Genomic DNA, 21,045 nt, shown 5'->3' with positions numbered 1-21,045 from the left:
CTCGTGTTAAACATAACACTGAGTGATACATGAGATGTCAGCAAATCGTCACGACTTCGTAACAAGTTGTTTTATCTCCTATTTTCACGTCAACCTCATCACCCTCTTCTTTCCCGAACAACGCTCGACCCAGAGGAGATTTGGCTGTTAAGACAAAGACTTCCAGAGTCTGATATTGAACAGTCAAACCACCAGAGCAAGGGCCTACAAAGAAGTGCTTTTCGATCAAATTCTCATCTGCGAGAACAACGTAAGCACCAACACCAACAGGCGCATTCTTAAAGTTACGAGTCACTAAAGAACGATATTGACGCAACTCCTCTTCACTATCTTGAATTCGCATGGCTTGTCCATGAGCAAGATACGCGGCTTCAAGTGCCAATGTATCGTACTTGTGCTCGGGAACAGTTTCTTCATCTGTGGCGGCATCGATAGCTCGCTGAGCCGATGAATGGGCAACTTGAAGTTTTTCTTCCAGATGTTGGATGATAATTTGGACTAAGTCAGCTTTGTTCATACTTTTAGGACGCGCGTTTAGTATTCGGGGTGTGTTAATGTAGCCAAGTTTACCATCAAAGAAAGGTTTCCCTATTATGCAAAGTGACTCGCTGCATCAAACACTTCAATCTGTATTTGGTTTTGACTCATTACGCCAAGGTCAGCAACCCGTTATTGAAGCCGTTATGAATGGTTACTCTGCTGCGGCAATCTTTCCTACAGGCTCGGGGAAGTCACTCTGTTATCAACTACCTGCAACCATATTACCCAACCTTACGTTGGTGATCTCTCCGTTGTTGGCGTTAATGAAGGATCAACTGAGCTTTTTACAAAGTAAAGGAATCGCGGCCGCTTCTATCGATAGCAGTCAAAGTAGAGAAGAAGCACAACAGGTCATGGCTGGCGTGAAGAATGGACAAATCAAAATCTTGATGATTTCTGTTGAGCGACTAAAAAATGAGCGTTTTCGTGAATTCATTCGCCAAGTACCGATTTCTTTGATGGTCATTGATGAAGCGCACTGTATTTCCGAATGGGGGCATAACTTTCGTCCAGATTATCTCAAACTACCGCAATATCAACGTGAACTGAACATCCCACAGTCTTTACTTCTCACCGCAACGGCAACGCCTGCAGTTATTGAAGACATGCAAAAAAAGTTCGATATTGCCAGTGAACATATTACCGTTACAGGCTTCTACCGCTCTAATCTGGATATCTCGGTGATCCCGTGTGAGGAAACAAAGAAACAAGAACAGCTCAGTGAGATCATCGCCTCTTCACCTAAGCTTCCGACCATCGTATACGTGACGCAGCAGCAAACAGCAGAACGAGTAGCAAAGTCATTAATCCATATTGGCATTAACGCTCACGCATACCACGCTGGCATGAAAAGCGACGTTCGTGAACAAATCCAACAGCAGTTCATGGATGGCCAAATTGACTGTATTGTTGCAACGATTGCATTTGGTATGGGGGTCGATAAATCTGATATTCGACGCGTCATTCACTTCGACTTACCCAAATCAATCGAGAACTACGCACAAGAGATTGGACGTGCAGGCAGGGACGGGCAACGCTCTGAGTGCATTCTGCTAGGCAATACGTCCGGCTTAACGGTGTTGGAGAATTTTGTCTATGGTGACACACCAGAATTTACGTCAATTAACTATGTGGTCGAGCAAGCGAAAGAACATGCTCCACAATGGGAGGTAGTGCCACTGCGTTTGTCGCGTGAAAGTAATATCCGCCAATTGCCACTCAAAACCTTGTTGGTTTATTTGGAGCTACATAACGTCATTGAAGCAAAGTACAGTTACTTTGCGGAATATCGGTTTAAGTTTTTGCACGATCAGCAATTTATTGTGAATCAATTTCAAGGCGAGCGACGTCAATTTGTGGAGGCTATTTTTTCCTGCTCACAAAAAGCCAAAGTGTGGTGCCAAGTTGATCTAGAAGCGCTATGGATGAACTATCAATCGGAACGCAGCCGAGTTGTCGCAGCGCTCGACTATTTTCACCAGAACGGCTGGATAGAACTAGAGAGCAAACAACTGACGGACGTGTACTCAGTTATGCCAACCAAACAGAGCTCGGATGTTTTAATCCAACAACTGTCTGAACTGTTCCAATCCAAAGAAAGCAAAGATATCGAAAGAATCCACACCATGCTGCACTTGTTCCAGTCCGAGCACTGTTTGAGCTCACAATTGGCGAACTACTTTGCGGATCACGATGCACCAAAGCAATGTGGTCACTGCTCCGTGTGTCGTGGTCACGTCGCCACATTCACAGCACCAGAACCTGAAGATATTGAACAATCTCAAGTATCGATATGGGCGCAGGAGTTTATTCAGCTTTCCCCATCGGCCATCAGTAATGATGCCGTTGCTCGCTTCTTGTGCGGAATCAGCACTCCTTTGATTAGCCAGCTAAAAGCCTCAAAGCTAGCAGGTTATGGTGCAATGGCAAACGTAAGTTTTGAGCAGGTATTAACGCAGGTAGAAACGGTAAGGGCCTAAAAAAAGCTCAATTGACGCGCTTGGTCTTCGGGCTTGAGCATCACGTTCAAGCCTAAAAGGCGAATTTCCCGTCCATTTTGGCGTTTAAGAATATCTCTTAGCAAGATCTTGAAGTCCTCAAGCTCTAATTGCGGATGGATGTGCTCAATTGTTGTCAGTTGAAAATCGGCAAATTTGACTTTAATACCTTGTTTAATAATCGACTTATCTGGGCTTGCACGCTCTAAACGTTTCTCGAGTTCAGGATAAAGTTTCTCCTCAATCACTTGCCAACATTCACCATAGGTTGCGATGTTCTGGCTGAATGTCCTTTCCACACCGACGGACTTTCTCTCGCGCTCAACAACGACTTCTCGATTATCAATTCCATGGCTTCGCTGCCATAAGGAGGCACCCTGACGACCAAACTGCCTCAACAACTCTCGATAGTCACTGTTTTTAATGTCCTCACATCGATAAAAACCGGCTTGGTGGAGCTTCTCAAGACTCACTTTTCCCACGCCAGGAATATTCTCTAACGGAAGACTATCGATAACCTCTTGGACTTTCTCTGGCGGAATCACAAACTGACCGTTGGGCTTGTTCATGTCTGACGCGACCTTAGCAAGAAACTTAATCGGAGCAATGCCCGCCGATGCCGTCAACCCAAGTTCACTCCAGATATCACGGCGAATTGACTCTGCGATCAACGTTGCGGAGCCACGGCAAGCTGTCGAGTCAGTTACATCGAGGTATGCTTCATCCAATGAGAGAGGTTCAATGATAGGCGTATAACGCTCAAAAATAGCACGAATTTGCTGAGAGACTTGCTTGTATACATGCATTCTACCGGGCACAACCAACAAATGAGGGCAGAGTTGCAGCGCGCGCGCCGTTGACATTGCACTGCGAACACCATATTTACGCGCATCATAATTACAGGTGCTAATCACTCCACGCTGCTTTTCATGTCCGCCAACAGCGAGTGCAATGCCACGGTAACTGGGGTTATCTCTCATCTCTACGGCAGCATAAAAACAATCCATATCGACATGAATAATTTTTCTAATTCGATCTGACATAGCCATCAAAGTACTGTTCAAAAAAACAGTATAAATCAAATCTACCTGAAGAGGAATGGGCGTGTTTAAGCGAACGTCAATCTCGAAGCATTACGTCCAATTGATCGACCAATTCGGCCCAATCTGCATCTTCTTCGATGGCTTGTTTTAGAAAGTTCGCCTGTGACATCGTCCAAAAGCTAGCTTCATGTAAAGGCGCAGAATCTCTTTTGTGTCGATGTTGATTAATAAAATCTTTCATTTCTTGAGGAGAGCTACCGAGGCCCAGTTGTTGAAATAGCTCAGCCATACCATGTTGATGCATTTCCATACTACTTTCTCCCTACGTTAGCTAAAGATAATTATATAACTAAGACAGGAATAATGATGTGATGTTAACGGATGCGTGTCAAACATTTGAGTAGTTGTTCTACTTTTGGTTGACATGTGTTTTTTTATGGCGATAAGTTTAATTTTAGTTATCATTGATTTTAAACAATTAATTTTGGGGACTGCGCTTGAGTAATAAGATTCTGGTTGTTGAAGATAGTCGTGCGTTTAAAAACTTTCTTTGCCAAACAATAAGCCAAGCTGGTTATGAGGTCATCGCAGCAGAAAGCTACGCGGAGGCAAAGAACTTGTTATCTTCAGCACAGGACCTCTTCTGTGCGGTTTTAGACTATTGTTTACCGGATGCTCAAGATGGCGAGATTATTGACCTCGTTTTGGAACATGGTCATCGTGTCATTGTTTTAACGGCTCGATTTCAAGAAGACACTCGCGAAAAGATGCTCGCAAAAGGTGTCCTCGACTATATTTTGAAAGACAGCATGGCGTCCGTTTCCTATCTATTACCACTCCTCAAGCGACTAACCAACAATCAACAACACAAATGTTTAGTCGTTGATGATTCACACACCGTAAGAAGACACATTGCCCAACTTTTGGAGCATCAATATATTCAGACGTTGGAAGCTGACAATGGGCAAAAAGCCCTAGAGCTTGTCGAGCAAAATCCAGATATCACTCTCGTTTTAACCGACCATGATATGCCCGTTAAAGATGGCATTACTATGGTGCGTGAATTACGTCGGAAGTGGGATAAAAATCAATTAGCCATTCTCGGCTTGTCGGGTAGTAACTCTAAGACCATGACGGCTAGGTTTCTAAAAGCAGGGGCCAATGACTTTTTATACAAGCCATTTAATCAAGAAGAATTTTTTTGCCGTATTCACCAACTGTTAGATATCAAAGACGCAACATCTGAACTGTTTAAAATGGCAAATCAAGATGCGCTAACGGGCTTATGGAACCGCCGCTTTCTGTTTGAGCAACCCCATGTAGAAAACGCTCAAAGAAACATCGCGATGCTTGATATCGATTTCTTTAAGCAAGTAAATGATACACACGGACATGAGGGCGGCGATGCAGTGTTAGTCATGATAGCGAATATTCTAAAAATCTATTTTCCAAATGATATTGTCGCTAGGCTTGGTGGCGAGGAGTTTTGTATTCAAGCCAGTGGCGACTATGACGGCTTTCTAACACGCTTAGAACAAATGAGACAGCGCATAGAAAAAACGCCAATAACTTATTTGGACAAAAACATTCTTGTGACCGCGAGTATTGGTGTAAGCAACATCGAGGGGGAGCTGGAACAACAAATAAAAGTGGCGGATGAGCGACTTTACATGGCCAAAGAGAACGGACGTAACCAAATCATTTCTTCGTCCTAATGACTATCAGTGTGGTCTTGCTCTGTAACATGAGAGAAAGAAACAACAAAACACGGTATTGGGCTCTTTCTCGGACATCTGAGCTTTGGTTAGCTGCCTAAAAATAAAGCTCAGCAGAACGCTGAGCTTTATCACTTTCTTAGTACGATTAACCAATACTAAGCAATTCTATTTTTTTCCCACGCCGCCAATTTCTCAGCACGCGCAGCCTCGCGCGCTTCACGTTTTTTACGCGCATCGCAGGGTTCTGGACAATTACACACTTTTTCGATGCCAACTGCCCCTAAGCCACCACAGCTACCTTTCACGACTTTCTTTTGGAAAATGTATCCGACAGCCATTGCAGTGATTACCACGACAAACACAGCAAAGGTAATTAGAAATGTATTCATAAAAACATGCTCACTTCTGTTGTTATTTCTTCATGAATGGCTTGTATGCTTCCGAAGCCAACTCTTTAAAACCATCTTCCGTTTTCACAATCATGAAAACAGGAATATTATTTTCGTTCGCAATTGCCATGCCTTTGTCTTCACCTAGCACCATAAGACCAGTTGCAAGACCATCAGCAGTCATCGACGATTTATCTAATACCGTTACAGACACCACTTTATGATGAATTGGTTTGCCTGTTCGTGGATTAATAATATGAGAGTATCTCACACCATTACTCTCAAAGTAATTACGATAGTCACCACTTGTTGCAATTGCCATGTCGCCTGGTTCAATAATTTCTTGAATTGAACGTTCATCAACGGTCGGTTTTTCAATTGCGATACGCCAAGGCACACCTTCACGATTGACACCTTTGAGACGCATTTCACCGCCAACTTCGACCATAAAGTTCTGTACCCCTTCAGATTGAAGGTAGTCAGCAACCACGTCAACCCCCCAACCTTTCGCAATCGTCGATAGGTCGACGTACAAGTTAGGAAGGTCTTTGGACAGTGTATTACCATCAACAGATAGGTGGTGAATACCGGTATTTGCTTTGCGAGCAGCGAGTTCTTCATCGGTTGGAACTACATCTGGACGAGCTTCTGGACCAAACCCCCACAGGTTAACTAGAGGGCCGACCGTCACATCCAATGCACCTAAAGTAAGACCGTTAAGGCGAATTGCTTCTTTCACTACCGTTGCAGTTTGTGTCGAAACTGTAAATGGCTCGCTCGTTTGATGCTGATTAAAACGACTTAACTCTGAGTCGTCACGATAGGTCGACATTTGGTCATTAACCTCTTCCAATAAGCGATCAATTTCTGTCTGCATCGCTTTTGGCGTTGGAATACCATCTTGCTCGATATACTTGATGTTGTAAGAAGTCCCCATGGTAGGGCCACTTAAATGAATTTGATCGGCAGGCTGCTCACAGCCAGCCAAAATCAATAGAGAAGCAAATGCAACAAGCCACTTTTTCACTTGTTAACTCCCAATGTTGTTGAATTGATATGGGAAATAGGATCAATCCTTTCAATCCGATTACCTATATCAACTGTTGAGTATCAGTTTTATGTCTATAAAAAATAATGGCTAGCTCTCTTGGAGAGCTAGCCATAGATTCAATCACTTGGAGGAATTAACCACCGAAGTCATCTAGTAGGATGTTTTCATCCTCTACACCTAGATCTTTTAGCATGCCGATTACAGCAGCGTTCATCATAGGTGGACCACACATGTAGTATTCACAGTCTTCTGGCGCTTCGTGATCACGTAGGTAGTTCTCGTAAAGAACGTTGTGAATAAAGCCAGTGTAACCATCCCAGTTATCTTCTGGAAGTGGATCAGACAGTGCACAGTGCCATACGAAGTTGTCATTCTCAGCTTGTAGCATATCGAAGTCTTCTACGTAGAACATTTCACGCTTAGAACGTGCGCCGTACCAGAAAGACATCTTACGCTTAGAGTGCAGACGCTTAAGTTGGTCGAAGATGTGTGAGCGCATTGGAGCCATACCAGCACCACCACCAACGAATACCATTTCTGCATCTGTATCTTTCGCAAAGAACTCACCAAATGGACCAGAAATAGTACACTTGTCGCCTTCTTTTAGAGACCAGATGTACGAAGACATGATGCCTGGTGGTACGTCTGGGTTGTTCGGCGGCGGAGTTGCGATACGAACGTTAAGCATGATGATACCGTGCTCTTCTGGGTAGTTAGCCATAGAGTATGCACGAATGGTCTCTTCATTAACTTTAGACTCGTAACGGAAAAGGTTGAACTTCTCCCAGTCTTCACGGTATTCCTCAGGAATATCGTAGTCTGCGTATTTCACGTGGTGAGCAGGAGCTTCAATCTGGATGTAACCACCAGCACGGAAAGGTACTGATTCGCCATCTGGAATTTGTAGCTTAAGCTCTTTGATGAATGTCGCTTTGTTATCGTTAGAGATAACAGTACATTCCCACTTCTTAACGCCGAAGATTTCTTCAGGAAGCTCGATATCCATGTCAGTTTTCATTGCAACCTGACACGCTAGACGCTCACCTTCACGCGCTTCACCTTTAGTAATATGGTCAAGCTCGGTTGGTAGGATGTCGCCACCACCTGATTTAACTTTTACGCGACACTGACCACATGAGCCACCGCCACCACAAGCAGAAGATACGAATACGCCAGCACCTGCTAGAGCACTCAGTAGCTTACCACCTGGTTGTGTAACGATCGCCAGAGAAGGGTCATCGTTCACAGAAATTGTAATGTCACCTGTTGGTACAAGCTTAGACTTAGCGAAAAGAATCACTAGTACTAGTGCTAGTACGATCAGAGTAAACATCACTACACCAAGAATAATGTCCATTGACTATTCCTTAATTGTTGCGGTTTACCCGACTTACAGTTGAACACCAGAGAAAGACATAAAGCCTAACGCCATAAGACCTACAGTGATAAATGTGATACCAAGACCACGTAGACCTGGAGGTACGTCAGAGTACTTCATCTTCTCACGGATACCTGCAAGAGCAACGATTGCTAGCATCCAGCCCACACCAGAGCCGAAACCGTAAACGATCGATTCAGCAAAGTTGTAGTCACGTTGTACCATGAAAGATACACCACCGAAGATTGCACAGTTTACTGTGATCAGCGGTAGGAAGATGCCTAGCGCGTTGTACAAAGGTGGGAAGAAACGGTCTAGGACCATCTCTAGAATCTGTACAAGTGCTGCAATTACACCGATAAAGGTGATGAAGTTTAGGAAGCTAAGGTCCACGCCCTCAACTAACGCGTTCTCTCTCAGAACTAGGTTGTATACCAGGTTGTTCACAGGAACAGCGATAGTCAGAACTACCACAACTGCAACACCTAGGCCGAAAGAGGTCTTAACCTTCTTAGATACGGCAAGGAAAGTACACATACCTAGGAAGAAAGACAGAGCCATGTTTTCGATGAAAATCGATTTAACTAACAGACTAATGTAATGTTCCATGACGTCCTTACTCCTTCGCTTCTACTTGTTCTGGTTTCAGAATACGGATTACCCAGATAAGGAAGCCGATTAGGAAGAATGCTGATGGTGCTAGTAGCATTAGGCCGTTAGGCTGGTACCAACCACCGTTGCTCACTAGAGGTAGAACTTCTAGACCAAATAGTTTGCCTGAGCCAAATAGCTCACGGAAGAAACCTACAGTGATAAGAACGAAGCCGTAACCTAGACCGTTACCAATACCGTCAATAAGAGATGGTACTGGCGCAGACTTCATTGCGAATGCTTCAGCACGACCCATTACGATACAGTTAGTGATAATCAGACCAACGAATACAGATAGCTGTTTAGAGATATCGTATAGGTAAGCTTTTAGCACTTGGTCTACCACGATTACTAACGATGCGATGATTGCCATCTGAACGATGATACGCACACTGTTAGGAATGTGGTTACGGATCAATGAAACAGAGAAGTTAGACAACGCAGTTACAAATGTTACCGCTAGTGTCATTACAAAAGCTGTTTCTAGTTTAGTTGTTACTGCAAGAGCAGAACATACACCAAGAACTTGTAGCGCGATTGGGTTGTTATCCAACACTGGCGCTAGGATGCTCTTTTTAACGTTTTGTGCACTAGACATTAGTTAAGTTCTCCGTCACGAACTTTTGCTAGGAAAGGACCAAAGCCCATATCACCTAACCAGAAGTCAAATGTGTGTTGAACACCATTACTAGTGAGCGTCGCTCCTGATAGGCCATCAACACCGTGCTCAGAACCTTGCGGTGCGCCGCCTTTCACGACCTTAATCGCTGGCTGGTGATCTTCATTGTACAATTTCTTGCCAATGAATTGATCGCGCCATGAAGGGTTCTCTACTTCACCACCAAGTCCAGGAGTTTCACCTTGCTCGTAGTAAGTAATAGCAGACACAGTGTTACCATCAGTTTCAACGGCTACAAAGGCATACATCATCGACCACAGTCCTTTACCGTGCATAGGCAGGATAACTTTTTGGACTTCATCTTGATCTTTTACAAGGTACACCACTGCTGTATTCGCGCGACGACGGATATCAGCTACGTCTTCTTCTGGTGTCAATGCGATTGAACGTTCTGCATCTTTTGATGCTTCACGTTGATCGTACGTAGATGCATTACCCTCAGTAAAGTTACCTGTTTCAAGGTCTACTAGACGAGGTTCGATGTACTCAGCAAATAGCTCTGGTACTTTCTTACCGTTTGCGTCAATGCCTGCAACTTCAACGATCTTTGATTGCTTATCTAGGACAGCGTTAGCTTTTTGCTTATCACGCAGACCTACTGCTGCTGTTGATACGATGATTGAACAAACAAGGCTCAACCCGATAACAACACCCAGCGTCTTTTTAATGCTGTCGTTATTACTTGCCATAGCGTGCTAGTCTCCGCTTGATGTTCTTCTCAATCACTACATGGTCGAACAGAGGTGCGAATAGGTTCGCGAATAGAATCGCCAGCATCATACCTTCTGGGTACGCTGGGTTAACTACACGGATCATCACACACATTGCACCAATCAGGATGCCGTACCACCATTTACCTTTGCTAGTAAATGACGCTGATACTGGGTCCGTTGCCATGAAGAACATACCGAATGCAAAACCACCTAGAACTAGGTGCCAGTGCCATGGCATATTAAACATTGGATTAGTGTCAGAACCGATCACGTTAAACAGAGTCGATACTGCGATCATACCGATCATCACACCCGCAATGATGCGCCATGAAGCGATTCGCATGTAAACGATCATCGCTGCACCGATCATTAGAGCTAGAGTCGATACTTCACCAATAGAGCCAGGGATGTTACCGATGAACGCGTCCATCCAAGTGATAGGAGCGCCAGTTACTGTGTTAACTAGAGCACCGTTACCACCTTGAGCCCATTGGCTAAGAGCAGTTGCACCAGAGAAGCCGTCAGCTGCAGTCCATACTACGTCACCCGAAATTTGTGCTGGGTAAGCGAAGAATAGAAATGCACGACCTGCAAGTGCAGGGTTAAGGAAGTTACGACCTGTACCACCGAAGATCTCTTTTGCTACAACAACACCAAATGTGATACCTAGTGCCGCTTGCCATAGAGGTAGCGTTGGTGGAACGATAAGTGCGAATAAGATAGAAGTTACAAAGAAACCTTCGTTAACTTCGTGTTTACGCACCATACAGAACAACACTTCCCAGAAGCCACCAACAATAAATACTGTTGCGTAGATTGGCAGGAAGTAAGTCGCACCTAGTAGCATCTTACTGCCAACACCCGCTTTCGCACCGATAGTGCCGCCAAGCATTTCTGTTAGCCAGTAGTGCCAGTTACCTGCGATAACTGTCGCTAGTTGGTCACCAGCGTACATGTGGTTAAGTGCTGCAATAGCTTGGCCACCTGCGTTGTACATACCCCAGAACATTGCTGGGAATACCGCAAACCAAACCATGATCATGATACGTTTTAGGTCAACGCTATCACGAACGTGCGAGCTTTTATTTGTTACGATACCTGGGGTGTAAAAAACTGTTGCTACAGCTTCGTACAGGGCAAACCATTTTTCGTGTTTGCCACCAGGCTCAAAATGATGCTCGATGTCTTCAAGAAACTTTTTAAGAGCCATGAAAATTACCCTTCCTTCTCGATAGTATCTAGGCATTCACGAAGTAACGTACCGTACTCGTACTTACCTGGACATACAAAGGTACACAATGCTAGATCTTCTTCATCCAGTTCAAGCGCACCCAGTGCTTGAGCACTGTCTGTGTCGCCGGCACATAGATCACGAAGCAGCAAAGTAGGCTCCATATCTAGAGGCATTACGCGTTCGTAGTTGCCAATTGGAACCATTGAACGATCACTACCATTGGTCGTCGTTGTCATATTGAACAACTGACCTTTGAATACGTGACCAAGGAAAGAGCGAGTTACCGAGAACTTATTCTTACCAGGCATTGCCCAGCCAAATAGTTCTTTTTCACGGCCTTCACGTAATACAGAAACCTGTTGATGGTAACGGCCAAGGTATGCGTGTGGACCAGTTGCATGTGTACCTGTTAGTACTGAACCAGAGATCACACGAACTTCGCCAGGCATCAGCTCGTTATCTGTTAGGTCATCTAAGCTTGCACCCATTACGGTACGAACTAGACGAGGGTTATTCACAACTGGGCCAGCTAGAGACACAACACGATCTGTGCATAGCTCACCAGTTAGGAACAGCTTACCGAACGCGATAACGTCTTGGTAGTTGATGCTCCATGCCACATTCTCTGCATTTACTGGGTATAGGAAATGCATGTGGGTGCCAGCAAGACCTGCTGGGTGAGGGCCATCGAAGACGTGTTCTTCTACGTTAGACTGTGAAGAGCGTGGCAAGCTAGTGCCAGATTTACATACGTAAACCTTGCCTTCTGTCAGGGCTGAAAGAATGTCTAGACCAGCAATGAATGCTTCTTGTTGCTCATTAATGATCAACTCAGGCTTAGCTGCTAGTGGATTAGTATCCATTGCAGTTACGAAAATAGCCTTAGTAGAAGACTCGATTGCAGGAACCTTGCTAAACGGACGAGTACGTAAAGCGGTCCATAAGCCAGAGTCAACCAACTGAGTCTTGATCACTTCACGATCTAGACCTGAAAGTTGAGCGGCTTCGAACTTATCAAATGTCACCTGCTCTTCACCTGCCACTTCAATCACTACAGATTGAAGGACACGTTTAGCGCCACGGTTAACTTCGATCACTTTACCGGCTGCTGGTGCAGTAAATTTCACGCCTGGGTTCTTTTTATCTTCAAAAAGAACTTGCGCTTTTTTCACTTCATCACCAACGCGGACATGCATGGTAGGTCGCATGCCAACGTACTCTTCGCCAAGCAAGGCGACTTTTTTGATGGTCTTACCATCATTAATCACCTGGGATGGAGTTCCTGCGATAGGAAGATCCAAGCCCTTCTTTATTGTAATCATACGCACTTGCACTACTTTTATCGGGAAAAAGATTCTTTTGATTGCGTAACTTTTAGACACGACATCAGTGTCCGGTTTTGATGTTGTTTTAAACATCAAAATCGCAACATCCTATTAAAAATCTCGTCACAAGGAATACGCGAGATTTATCAGGTGCCGTAGTCTAGCATTTTTTAGGAACTTGATGCCATGATCAATCATTAGAATAGAGGGGTTATTTCGGTAGAATCAGGTCTAAAAGGTCAAAGAATAGTCATAACTTTGACCCATCGCACAAATGCCATATTCCATACATATCTTATGGAAAAGTGATATTCATCGCCTGAAATATTCTGCAATTTCCATTCATTTGTTGAAACACTGTTAACACATTTTTTAACCAGAATTTGTGCCACGTTAACGTCCCTAAAGAATGTAAAACGAAAAAAGATGGCCTTAAGCCACCTTTCTCTGCACCTTTATATCTTGCGTTTTTAGTGACCGCCACCCATACACATCGGGCTATCAGGGGCGCCATCTTGTTCACGCTTCCACTCTTCATCAGTGTATGTATGAATAGCTAATGCATGAATGTGGTTATCCAGTTCATCTGCCAAAATTTGATGAACTTGACGATGGCGCCCAATCAAACGCTGTCCCGCGAACGAATCACTCACAACAATCACTTTGAAATGACTCTCTGAGCCTGGTGGCACATTATGCATGTAGCTCTCATTAATGACTTTGAGATAGCTGGGTTGCAGCTCACTGTGTAGTTTCTTCTCTATGATTTCTTGGATCATATTCGTTCCTCATTGATGCGAATTCCATAAGTATATACCTAAGTAAAGCAGACATGCATCACTCAAACGTCACTCTCATTATTGACGCACTTTGTAGACATATTGTCTCAAGGCGCTCGACTCCATGAACATGCCTAGAGAGCAGCCATCACTGAACTCGTAAAATTTGACAGCTTTTTGTATCTCGACACGTCATCATTTGCGACAATAACACTTAATTTCTAAATCAACTTACATTTAGCTATGAAAACCGAACTGAACCTTCACGAGCGAAGCTTAACACTTCATCGTTTCCCAAAACGTAGTAACGAAACGCTACAAGCGTGGGATGCCGGTGATGAGTATCTTATTAATCATGTTGAAGAGCTTGCTTTGCCAGACAATCAAAACATCCTCGTGATTAATGACAGCTTTGGTGCCCTCTCCTGCTGGTTTTCGGAAAAGCACCATGTAACGCTAATGAGTGATTCATTCATCTCACATAAAGGTGCACAGCAAAATCTCGAGCAAAACCAGTGCAATAAAGTAGCGTTTGCCACCACGATGGACCTCGTTCCTGCCAATATTGATCTCGTCTTGCTGCAACTGCCCAAAAGTAACCGCCATCTAGTGTGGATACTAAGCCAATTAAGAAAGGCGCTACCGGCTTCCTGCCCCGTCATTGCAGTCAATAAAGCGAAAGACATTCATACTTCGACGCTAAAACTGTTTGAAAAATACTTAGGCGAAACAAAAACATCTTTGGCCTGGAAAAAGCACAGATTGGTGTTTTCTCAAGCAACAGTTGAGCCTCCGATTGAAGTAATGCCTTTCACGACTTGGCGCGTTGATGGCGAAGATATCGAACTCAAGAACATGCCAAATGTCTATTCAGGAGAAAGTTTAGATTTAGGTGCACGCTTTATGCTGCAGCACCTGCCTCAAGACCCTTCGATAGACAATGTCATCGATCTTGGCTGCGGCAATGGTGTTCTGTCTGTTAAATTTGGTCAGTTGAATCCAAATGCTCGGCTAACATGTGTTGATGAAAGTTTTATGGCGCTTGAATCAGCAAAACAGAACCTACGCGACAACCTTGGTGAAAATAGAGACATACAGTGCATAGCGAACAATTGCTTGGACGGTTTTAAACACAGCAGCAGCTCTATGGTTATGTGTAATCCACCGTTTCATCAACAACAGGCAATCACCGATCATATTGCTTGGCAAATGTTCTGCGATGCTAAACAAGTATTAAGTGAAAATGGCCGTTTACTGGTTATCGGAAATCGTCACCTCGGGTACGACGCAAAACTCAAACGTCTGTTTGGCGATAAAAATGTGAAACTTATCGCTTCCAACAATAAGTTTGTGATTTTACAGGCTACAAAAAATCCTGCTAAATTAAGCGCAAAATAAGCTTTAGCAAAATAGTTAAAAGGAATAATAAAATGAGAAAATTGGTACTTGCGGCTTCGGTTGCGTTGCTTGCTGCGTGTTCAGCCCCTCAACAACCTCAGCTGAACCTGATGCCAGAAAGCACATTGAGCACCAATCCAATTGTTCAAGGCAAGACTTACAGTTTGACCAGCAAAGATGTACGTGCAGCGCAGTACGTGGCGTTGGTGGATAACGGCCGTTCGAACATTCTTCCTCTTCATGCTAAACAGAATTTACGTATTGCGTTAGAAGAAGCATTAGAGAAGCAATTCTCATCTCAAGGTTTCCATGCGGATCTAAACAGCAACAACGCGATTGAATTGAGCGTTCAAGAAGCGTTGGTCAACGTGAAGCATTCGGTGATGGAAAATGAGATGGATGCTAAAGTTGTGCTGGAAATCACAGCAGAGACACCTGAGGGCAAGCTAGTCAAAACTTATACAGGTACAGCAAAGCGATCTGGCACATTGAGTGCTTCTGATGCCGATATTGAAGAGACATTGAATGATGTGGTGACATTGACGCTTAAAGAGATTGCCAATGACCCTGAGCTTCGTCAATACATGCAGGAGCGTTTCTAATGTTACGCAAAGCGATTCTGTCTTTAGCATTACTCAGCTGCAGCGTTTGGGCTGGACCAAAAGTAGCGTTTGAAACGACACTTGGCTCATTTACGGTTGAGTTAAACGAAGAGAAAGCACCTATCACTGTCGCTAATTTTCTGAAATATGTAGAAGATGGGAGCTACGAAGGTACTATTTTTCATCGTATTATCCCAGGCTTCATGGCACAAGGTGGCGGCTTTAACCAAGATATGCAGATGGTGAAAACATACGCGCCAATCAAAAACGAAGGAAATAATGGTCTAAACAATAACCGTGCTACCATCGCCATGGCACGAACCAATGCACCAAACTCTGCAACTCGTCAGTTTTTCGTCAACTTAGTCGACAATGACTTTCTCAACTATGGCGCTCGACCACCAGGTTATGCTGTATTTGGTGAGGTTACTGAGGGGTTCGACGTTATCCAGAAAATGGCTCAGCAGCCGACCACGACGGTAGGCCGAATGCGTGATGTACCAGAGACGCAAATCGTCATCACCAAAGCTACACTACTTAAATAGCCAAAACGATAAGCCCTTTGAATAATCGAAGGGCTTTCTCTTTCAACGGCTTCATTTTATTGGATTGATTTATGTCTTCATTACCTTCCATCACTTGGTTGGAAACGGTAAAAAGTTACCTCGATAAACGACTCATGTGGGTTTTCATGCTGGGCTGCTCTAGCGGCTTTCCGTGGGTTCTTATCGGCTCAAACATGTCAGGTTGGCTAAAAGATGCCGGCTTGACCCTCTCCGCAATTGGCTATTTTGGTAGCGTTTTTGCGGTCTATGCGATCAACTTTCTGTGGGCACCTCTGGTTGACCGCGTGAAGCTGCCAGTCCTCTTTAGACTACTGGGGCAAAGACGTAGCTGGATTTTCTTTTGTCAAAGTATCGTACTCGTCGCTACCCTATTTATTGCCGGCGTAAATCCAGCGGAAAACTTGGTGTTTGCGTCACTACTCGCCTTGTGTATTGCAACGGCTTCAGCGACACAAGACATCGCAATTGATGCTTTTCGTATTGATACTTTCCCAAAATCAGAAGAATCTAAGCTGCCACAAGCTTCTGCAATGGCGGTCATTGGCTGGTGGACAGGTTATTCACTACCGGGTTATTTAGCGTTTGTTAATGCTGATAGCGTCGGTTGGAATGGCGTGTATTACGGGATGGCGGTGATAGTCGGCATTCTAATGGTCTTTACGATTTTAGTCGGAGAACCGAAGACTCAACGCGAACAACTTCAGTCTGCCGCTGAACAACGCCACAAAGAAGTGGTTGGTTCAAAAGTCGTAGCTTGGTTTACCGTGACTGTTGTAGAACCTTTCCTTGATTTCTTTAATCGCAATGGCGTCCGTGTCGCGATTACTCTGTTGCTGTTCGTTTTCCTATTTAAAATTGGCGAAGCGTTTTTGGGCAGGATGTCGATCGCGTTCTATAAAGATATTGGTTTTAGCAATGAACAGATTGGCTATTACTCCAAACTAATCGGTTGGGGAGCCACCATCTTCTTTACTTTTGTCGGAAGCATGTTCAACGTTAGGTTTGGTATTGTACGTGGATTAATGATCGGCGGTATTGCTATGTCTGCCAGTAACTTGATGTTTGCTTGGATTGCTTCGGTAGGCCCAAACGAGCACTTGTACTTAGCCACGATTATTGTCGATAACTTTACGACTGCTTTCTCAACTGTCGCTTTTGTTTCATTTTTGACGATTCTAACCGGGCAAGCATTTTCGGCAACTCAGTATGCGTTGCTTGCCTCTCTAGGAAACTTCGGACGGACGACTCTTGCTTCTTTCAGTGGCGAGCTAGTGGATTATCTTAATGATTGGAGCACATTCTTCGTGCTTACCGCTGTCATGGTCGTGCCAAGCTTGATTATGTTGTACTCGCTACGACATTACTTTGATGCTCTATTGGAAAAAGCACGTCACAAACATTAACGAAACATATAAAAAACCACCGAATTCGGTGGTTTTTGTTTTGCGAGATATAAGATAAGAGGTCTATGGGTATAACCCTTTACCAAACATATTAAATATACGTGCCACGCCTTGAGTAAAGATCATCGGCTCAGTCAATACGGTTAAACACAAGCAGTCTTCTCCGGTCTTAGTGTAAGGGCTGTGCTTCACTGATGCGTCTCTAATCATCAAATCGCCTTCTTCATATTGGCCATCCTCGTCACTAAATCCACCATGTAGGATCAATGTAGACTCCAGGCCTTTGTGCGTATGTTGAGGAATTTGCACATCTTCCCCGATGTACATTAAGCTGACACGAGCGTCTTCCCCTAGGTCAATCTGAGCACTGAAAACCTTGCCTCCGTAACTTCTCCATGACCCTACAAGGTCAGAGAAACGCGCTAGAGTTTTAGGAAGAGCGAAACTTTTTCCTGCCACATTAACAGCAGCAGAGTCACGGATCACGATGTTATCAGTCGCTGGCTCCGCATTGATGATGTCATTAAACATGTCGTCAAATTCAGAAACATACTCAGAAGGTATGTCACTTACGATGTTCGCTTGACTTGCTTCGACTTGGTTCACATAAGCTCGGCACTTGGTGCATGTTTCTAAATGGGTTGCGACCACAAGACCAGAAACTGCATCAATGCTTCCCGAAGCGTATGCTTCTAACAAGCTGTTATCTGGGTGTTTGTTCATAGTTGCTCCGTATGCATTGAATGCCTTAGCTTTTCTACTGCAAGCCTCAGCCTGGATTTTACGGTACCGAGGGGTATATCAAATAATTCCGCGACCTGTTGATGAGGTAACTCTTCAAGATATACCGCTTGTAAAACATCTCTCTGGTTTTTCGGTAATATATCTAAAAACTTAACCACCTGTTCTTTCAACATATCTTGTTCTGGTGAATAGTGATCAACAAGATCAGGTGGATAATACTCTGACGGCCAAATGTCATCAGAATGAATGTGTAATTCCTTACCTTTCTGTTTTCTCAGCAGATCAAAACAAAGGTTTCGGATTATGGTATATATCCAAGTCGATAACGCGCTCTTTTCACCATCATAGAGGTGCGCTTTCTGCCAAACTGTCGCCATGGTCTCTTGCACCATCTCCATAGCAACTTGCTCATTACCAACATGTTTGTAAGCGAATTGCTTCAGCTTGGGTGCGTAAAAACGGAATACAAAAGCGAACGCATCTTTGTCTCGATCCTTCACTTTATCCATGTAATCGTTCCAATCACTGCGCCCCAGTTTTTTCGGGCTATCACTCATCATAATCGGCCTTAATTTGTGGGAGGAGTCTCCTCCTCCCATTCGTCCTAATCGGTCACGTCATCGACCAACAAGTTGAAACCACCGTTGTTCCCATCATCAATGGCAACGACTTGGTACACAACACCGTTCATTACATTGACTGGTGCTGAGTCAACCGCAACAATACTTGGGTTACCAGCCACTGTTACCGTTACATAATATGTACCTTCAGCGACATATAATCCTTGTACGCTATTTTTATACGCAAAATTAGCAATAGTTGGATCACTTCCATCTATTCCTGCACTCGTAGTGAGGTAGATATCCACCATTTCCGCTATAGGATTAGCCGCCGCGTGTGTCACATTCAATGTCGCGCTAGTCGCCACAGCGCGTCTCATATCTTCAACAACCAGAGCTTCGATATCAATCGCTGGGCTGACAACACCGACTGCATAAACACTGTAATCCATTCCACCTGCAACCATTAACCCGTCAACATCTATTATCGGATTGGTTGTTGTGCCATCCACGTAAACGTCAATATCGTAATCGCCAGCAGCAAGATCCAAATAACCACGAATCTCTTTGAACGCTAAGTCGGCAAGAGGAGCGAAGGCCGCCCCGTTAACGTTGACATCGACGACTGGCGCTCCATCGACAAGGTGTCCGACTCTTACTTCAGCTTGGCTGCCCATATCTTCAATTATAGAAGAGCCCGAACCGTCCAACACCAAGAGTTTGACAGGTGACGTGCTATTCGAATCTCCTGTGCCGATAGCGGCAATCGTCAAGTTGGAGTTAGCCGCAAGAGATACTTTGCCCGAGTCAAAAGCAACGCTGTCTCCTACGGCAAGTCGAACTTGATACTCACCAGCTGGGATGTTCAATACGTCGGTAGAAGCTTTGTAAGCAAGGTTAGTTATTGGAGTCGCGCTAGCAAGAGCAACACCTGGCTCAGTGACATAAAGATCAACAGCAGGAACGCCTGAAGCTGCATGAACAACTTGAACATCTAGACTATTGGCATCAGCCATTGAATCGGCGCTGCGAGTCACAACTAAAGGCTCAACTGGGTTTGGCGAACCATCGGCATCGCCAACAACGAACACGTTATAATTGAGGTCGGAATCAAGATCTAGTTCTGTTTTAGGTACTACGGTCGCGGTTTCATTACCTGGGAGCTGTACATCGACCTGAATCGAATTCATCCCCTCTCGCAATTTAACGTAGCCAGATCCCACACCATAATCAACATTCGTTAATGATGGTTTATCGTTGATCCACACATTTGCAAGCGGCGCATCAGAAGAAGCGTGCACTGCTTGTAAATTGGAATACTCGATAGTGTCACTGTCGGAGCCACACGCCGCCAGTCCTAATGTCGCAACAATAGTTAGCGCAGCTTTATTAAATCCTTTCATATCCTTGCCTCTTTGTTAGTCGGGGCTTCTATGGCTTCTGTCAGAAATTGCAACGCAGGAATACAGTCCTCTGCGCCGACTAGCTGTTCGAACAGATTGCAGTCTAGGGGTAGTAACTCAAGCCAACGCTGAGTAACCCAAGCAGAGTCATCGTAAAAACGATGCTGGTAGAGGCTTCCAAGTTGAGGAAACTCTTCATAAACATGGGATAACTGCTGGCTTAAAAAGAAGAAATCTGGTGAGTTGTCTAGATGTTGCCAATTGTCTAACCATTCAACCTCTGCATGACGTAAGCCATCCGCATCTGCACGGACGCGTTTGACAACAAAGCGTTGCTCACCAGCAACTGTAATACCAAGAAGGCCATCACTGAGTGTTTCAAAATCAACGATCCTGACCAAAGTTCCGATAGATGAAACGTTACCCACGTCTTTAGGGTCACCTTCACTTCCTACTAGGCAAACTCCAAAGCCCACATTTTGTAGGCTGCATTCCTTTACCATTCGCTTATATCGTGGCTCAAAAATGCGCAGATTCATTTTACCTTCAGGGAGTACAACTGAAGTGAGTGGGAATAACATGACTTCTTTCATTCAAACGTCCTCTTTGATTCACGGATACATACGAATCCCTTATCACTCCGATCACTAACGATTTATGTTGGTTAATCGACTGGCTTAAAAAGTCATAAAATCGCTTACGCAAACGATCCAAATCACATATTTATTGCAATCAAATGCAACAAACAAAAAGTTCCGTAAATAAAGATAATTTCGTGACACAACTCACCAAAAACGTTCAATTTTGCACCCTTTATCACTTTCATTTGGGATTTTTATCGCTATTATTCCCGCCAATTGGAAAGCGCAGCA

At 44.3% G+C, this 21,045-nt stretch carries 22 protein-coding genes; 6 read left to right on the top strand and 16 right to left on the bottom strand.

What is annotated here, in order from left to right:
- Window positions 1-37 precede the first annotated feature (37 nt).
- Window positions 38-517, bottom strand: coding sequence for a GreA/GreB family elongation factor (locus tag R8N49_RS03295; protein ID WP_005380280.1), 480 nt, complete (start codon window positions 515-517; stop codon window positions 38-40).
- Between the two features lie 76 nt (window positions 518-593).
- Between R8N49_RS03295 and R8N49_RS03290 the strand changes: the two genes are divergently transcribed.
- The gene (locus tag R8N49_RS03290) at window positions 594-2,519 is read left to right on the top strand and encodes an ATP-dependent DNA helicase RecQ (protein WP_182038629.1); all 1,926 of its coding nucleotides are present in this window, start codon (window positions 594-596) and stop codon (window positions 2,517-2,519) included.
- Here the strand turns inward: R8N49_RS03290 and dinB are convergent.
- Window positions 2,516-3,580, bottom strand: a complete 1,065-nt coding sequence (dinB, locus tag R8N49_RS03285; RefSeq protein ID WP_025998728.1) for a DNA polymerase IV — start codon at window positions 3,578-3,580, stop codon at window positions 2,516-2,518. The genes R8N49_RS03290 and dinB overlap by 4 nt on opposite strands.
- Before the next feature lie 76 nt (window positions 3,581-3,656).
- On the bottom strand, window positions 3,657-3,890 hold the full coding sequence (locus R8N49_RS03280; RefSeq protein WP_005380277.1) for a DUF2789 domain-containing protein: 234 nt from the start codon (window positions 3,888-3,890) through the stop codon (window positions 3,657-3,659).
- 187 nt (window positions 3,891-4,077) lie between these two features.
- On the opposite strand from R8N49_RS03280, the gene R8N49_RS03275 reads away from it, so the two are divergent.
- Complete coding sequence (locus R8N49_RS03275) at window positions 4,078-5,295, top strand: response regulator (RefSeq protein WP_005380276.1); 1,218 nt, start codon at window positions 4,078-4,080, stop codon at window positions 5,293-5,295.
- Window positions 5,296-5,453: 158 nt separating this feature from the next.
- On the opposite strand, the gene nqrM is transcribed toward R8N49_RS03275, so the two are convergent.
- The 9 genes from nqrM to bolA all read right to left on the bottom strand — a co-directional run bounded on the left by nqrM (window position 5,454) and on the right by bolA (window position 13,497).
- Window positions 5,454-5,687, bottom strand: a complete 234-nt coding sequence (nqrM, locus tag R8N49_RS03270; protein WP_186584711.1) for a (Na+)-NQR maturation NqrM — start codon at window positions 5,685-5,687, stop codon at window positions 5,454-5,456.
- A 22-nt stretch (window positions 5,688-5,709) separates the two neighbouring features.
- Window positions 5,710-6,714: an FAD:protein FMN transferase gene (locus tag R8N49_RS03265; protein ID WP_005380272.1), complete on the bottom strand. Its 1,005-nt coding sequence runs from the start codon at window positions 6,712-6,714 to the stop codon at window positions 5,710-5,712.
- A gap of 157 nt (window positions 6,715-6,871) precedes the next feature.
- Entirely contained in the window at window positions 6,872-8,095 is a 1,224-nt protein-coding gene (gene nqrF, locus R8N49_RS03260; RefSeq protein ID WP_005380271.1) for an NADH:ubiquinone reductase (Na(+)-transporting) subunit F, read from the bottom strand.
- 33 nt (window positions 8,096-8,128) lie between these two features.
- Window positions 8,129-8,725 (bottom strand): NADH:ubiquinone reductase (Na(+)-transporting) subunit E, encoded by a 597-nt coding sequence (gene nqrE, locus R8N49_RS03255; protein ID WP_005380270.1) that lies wholly within the window; start codon window positions 8,723-8,725, stop codon window positions 8,129-8,131.
- A gap of 7 nt (window positions 8,726-8,732) precedes the next feature.
- Entirely contained in the window at window positions 8,733-9,365 is a 633-nt protein-coding gene (locus R8N49_RS03250) for an NADH:ubiquinone reductase (Na(+)-transporting) subunit D (protein WP_005380269.1), read from the bottom strand.
- The gene (locus tag R8N49_RS03245; RefSeq protein ID WP_005380267.1) at window positions 9,365-10,135 is read right to left on the bottom strand and encodes a Na(+)-translocating NADH-quinone reductase subunit C; all 771 of its coding nucleotides are present in this window, start codon (window positions 10,133-10,135) and stop codon (window positions 9,365-9,367) included. The genes R8N49_RS03250 and R8N49_RS03245 overlap by 1 nt, the downstream gene beginning before the upstream one ends.
- Entirely contained in the window at window positions 10,125-11,369 is a 1,245-nt protein-coding gene (locus tag R8N49_RS03240; RefSeq protein WP_318189861.1) for an NADH:ubiquinone reductase (Na(+)-transporting) subunit B, read from the bottom strand. The genes R8N49_RS03245 and R8N49_RS03240 overlap by 11 nt, the downstream gene beginning before the upstream one ends.
- Before the next feature lie 5 nt (window positions 11,370-11,374).
- Window positions 11,375-12,715, bottom strand: coding sequence for a Na(+)-translocating NADH-quinone reductase subunit A (locus R8N49_RS03235; RefSeq protein ID WP_005380264.1), 1,341 nt, complete (start codon window positions 12,713-12,715; stop codon window positions 11,375-11,377).
- A 473-nt stretch (window positions 12,716-13,188) separates the two neighbouring features.
- Window positions 13,189-13,497 (bottom strand): transcriptional regulator BolA, encoded by a 309-nt coding sequence (gene bolA / locus R8N49_RS03230; protein WP_005380262.1) that lies wholly within the window; start codon window positions 13,495-13,497, stop codon window positions 13,189-13,191.
- 243 nt (window positions 13,498-13,740) lie between these two features.
- On the opposite strand from bolA, the gene R8N49_RS03225 reads away from it, so the two are divergent.
- The 4 genes from R8N49_RS03225 (at window position 13,741) to R8N49_RS03210 (ending at window position 17,466) form a co-directional block, all read left to right on the top strand.
- Window positions 13,741-14,895: a methyltransferase gene (locus tag R8N49_RS03225; protein WP_005385302.1), complete on the top strand. Its 1,155-nt coding sequence runs from the start codon at window positions 13,741-13,743 to the stop codon at window positions 14,893-14,895.
- A 32-nt stretch (window positions 14,896-14,927) separates the two neighbouring features.
- A complete protein-coding gene (locus R8N49_RS03220; protein ID WP_005380259.1) occupies window positions 14,928-15,497 on the top strand; it encodes a YajG family lipoprotein in 570 nt (189 codons plus the stop codon).
- Window positions 15,497-16,042, top strand: a complete 546-nt coding sequence (locus R8N49_RS03215) for a peptidylprolyl isomerase (RefSeq protein ID WP_186584710.1) — start codon at window positions 15,497-15,499, stop codon at window positions 16,040-16,042. The genes R8N49_RS03220 and R8N49_RS03215 overlap by 1 nt, the downstream gene beginning before the upstream one ends.
- Window positions 16,043-16,113: 71 nt before the next feature.
- The gene (locus R8N49_RS03210) at window positions 16,114-17,466 is read left to right on the top strand and encodes an AmpG family muropeptide MFS transporter (RefSeq protein ID WP_005380257.1); all 1,353 of its coding nucleotides are present in this window, start codon (window positions 16,114-16,116) and stop codon (window positions 17,464-17,466) included.
- A 63-nt stretch (window positions 17,467-17,529) separates the two neighbouring features.
- Here the strand turns inward: R8N49_RS03210 and R8N49_RS03205 are convergent, their stop codons facing one another.
- The 4 genes from R8N49_RS03205 to R8N49_RS03190 are packed head-to-tail and all read right to left on the bottom strand — an operon-like array spanning window position 17,530 to window position 20,766.
- Window positions 17,530-18,189: a ChrR family anti-sigma-E factor gene (locus tag R8N49_RS03205; protein WP_053306733.1), complete on the bottom strand. Its 660-nt coding sequence runs from the start codon at window positions 18,187-18,189 to the stop codon at window positions 17,530-17,532.
- Window positions 18,186-18,770, bottom strand: a complete 585-nt coding sequence (locus tag R8N49_RS03200; protein ID WP_017636022.1) for an RNA polymerase sigma factor — start codon at window positions 18,768-18,770, stop codon at window positions 18,186-18,188. The genes R8N49_RS03205 and R8N49_RS03200 overlap by 4 nt, the downstream gene beginning before the upstream one ends.
- A 44-nt stretch (window positions 18,771-18,814) precedes the next feature.
- On the bottom strand, window positions 18,815-20,173 hold the full coding sequence (locus tag R8N49_RS03195) for a DUF4397 domain-containing protein (RefSeq protein ID WP_085569841.1): 1,359 nt from the start codon (window positions 20,171-20,173) through the stop codon (window positions 18,815-18,817).
- The gene (locus R8N49_RS03190) at window positions 20,170-20,766 is read right to left on the bottom strand and encodes an LON peptidase substrate-binding domain-containing protein (protein WP_017636020.1); all 597 of its coding nucleotides are present in this window, start codon (window positions 20,764-20,766) and stop codon (window positions 20,170-20,172) included. The genes R8N49_RS03195 and R8N49_RS03190 overlap by 4 nt, the downstream gene beginning before the upstream one ends.
- Window positions 20,767-21,045: the final 279 nt, after the last annotated feature.

This window comes from Vibrio sp. 1978, from assembly GCF_033344345.1.
The sequence above is the reverse complement of the archived record's forward strand: the minus strand, read 5'-3'. Positions and strand labels throughout refer to the sequence as shown.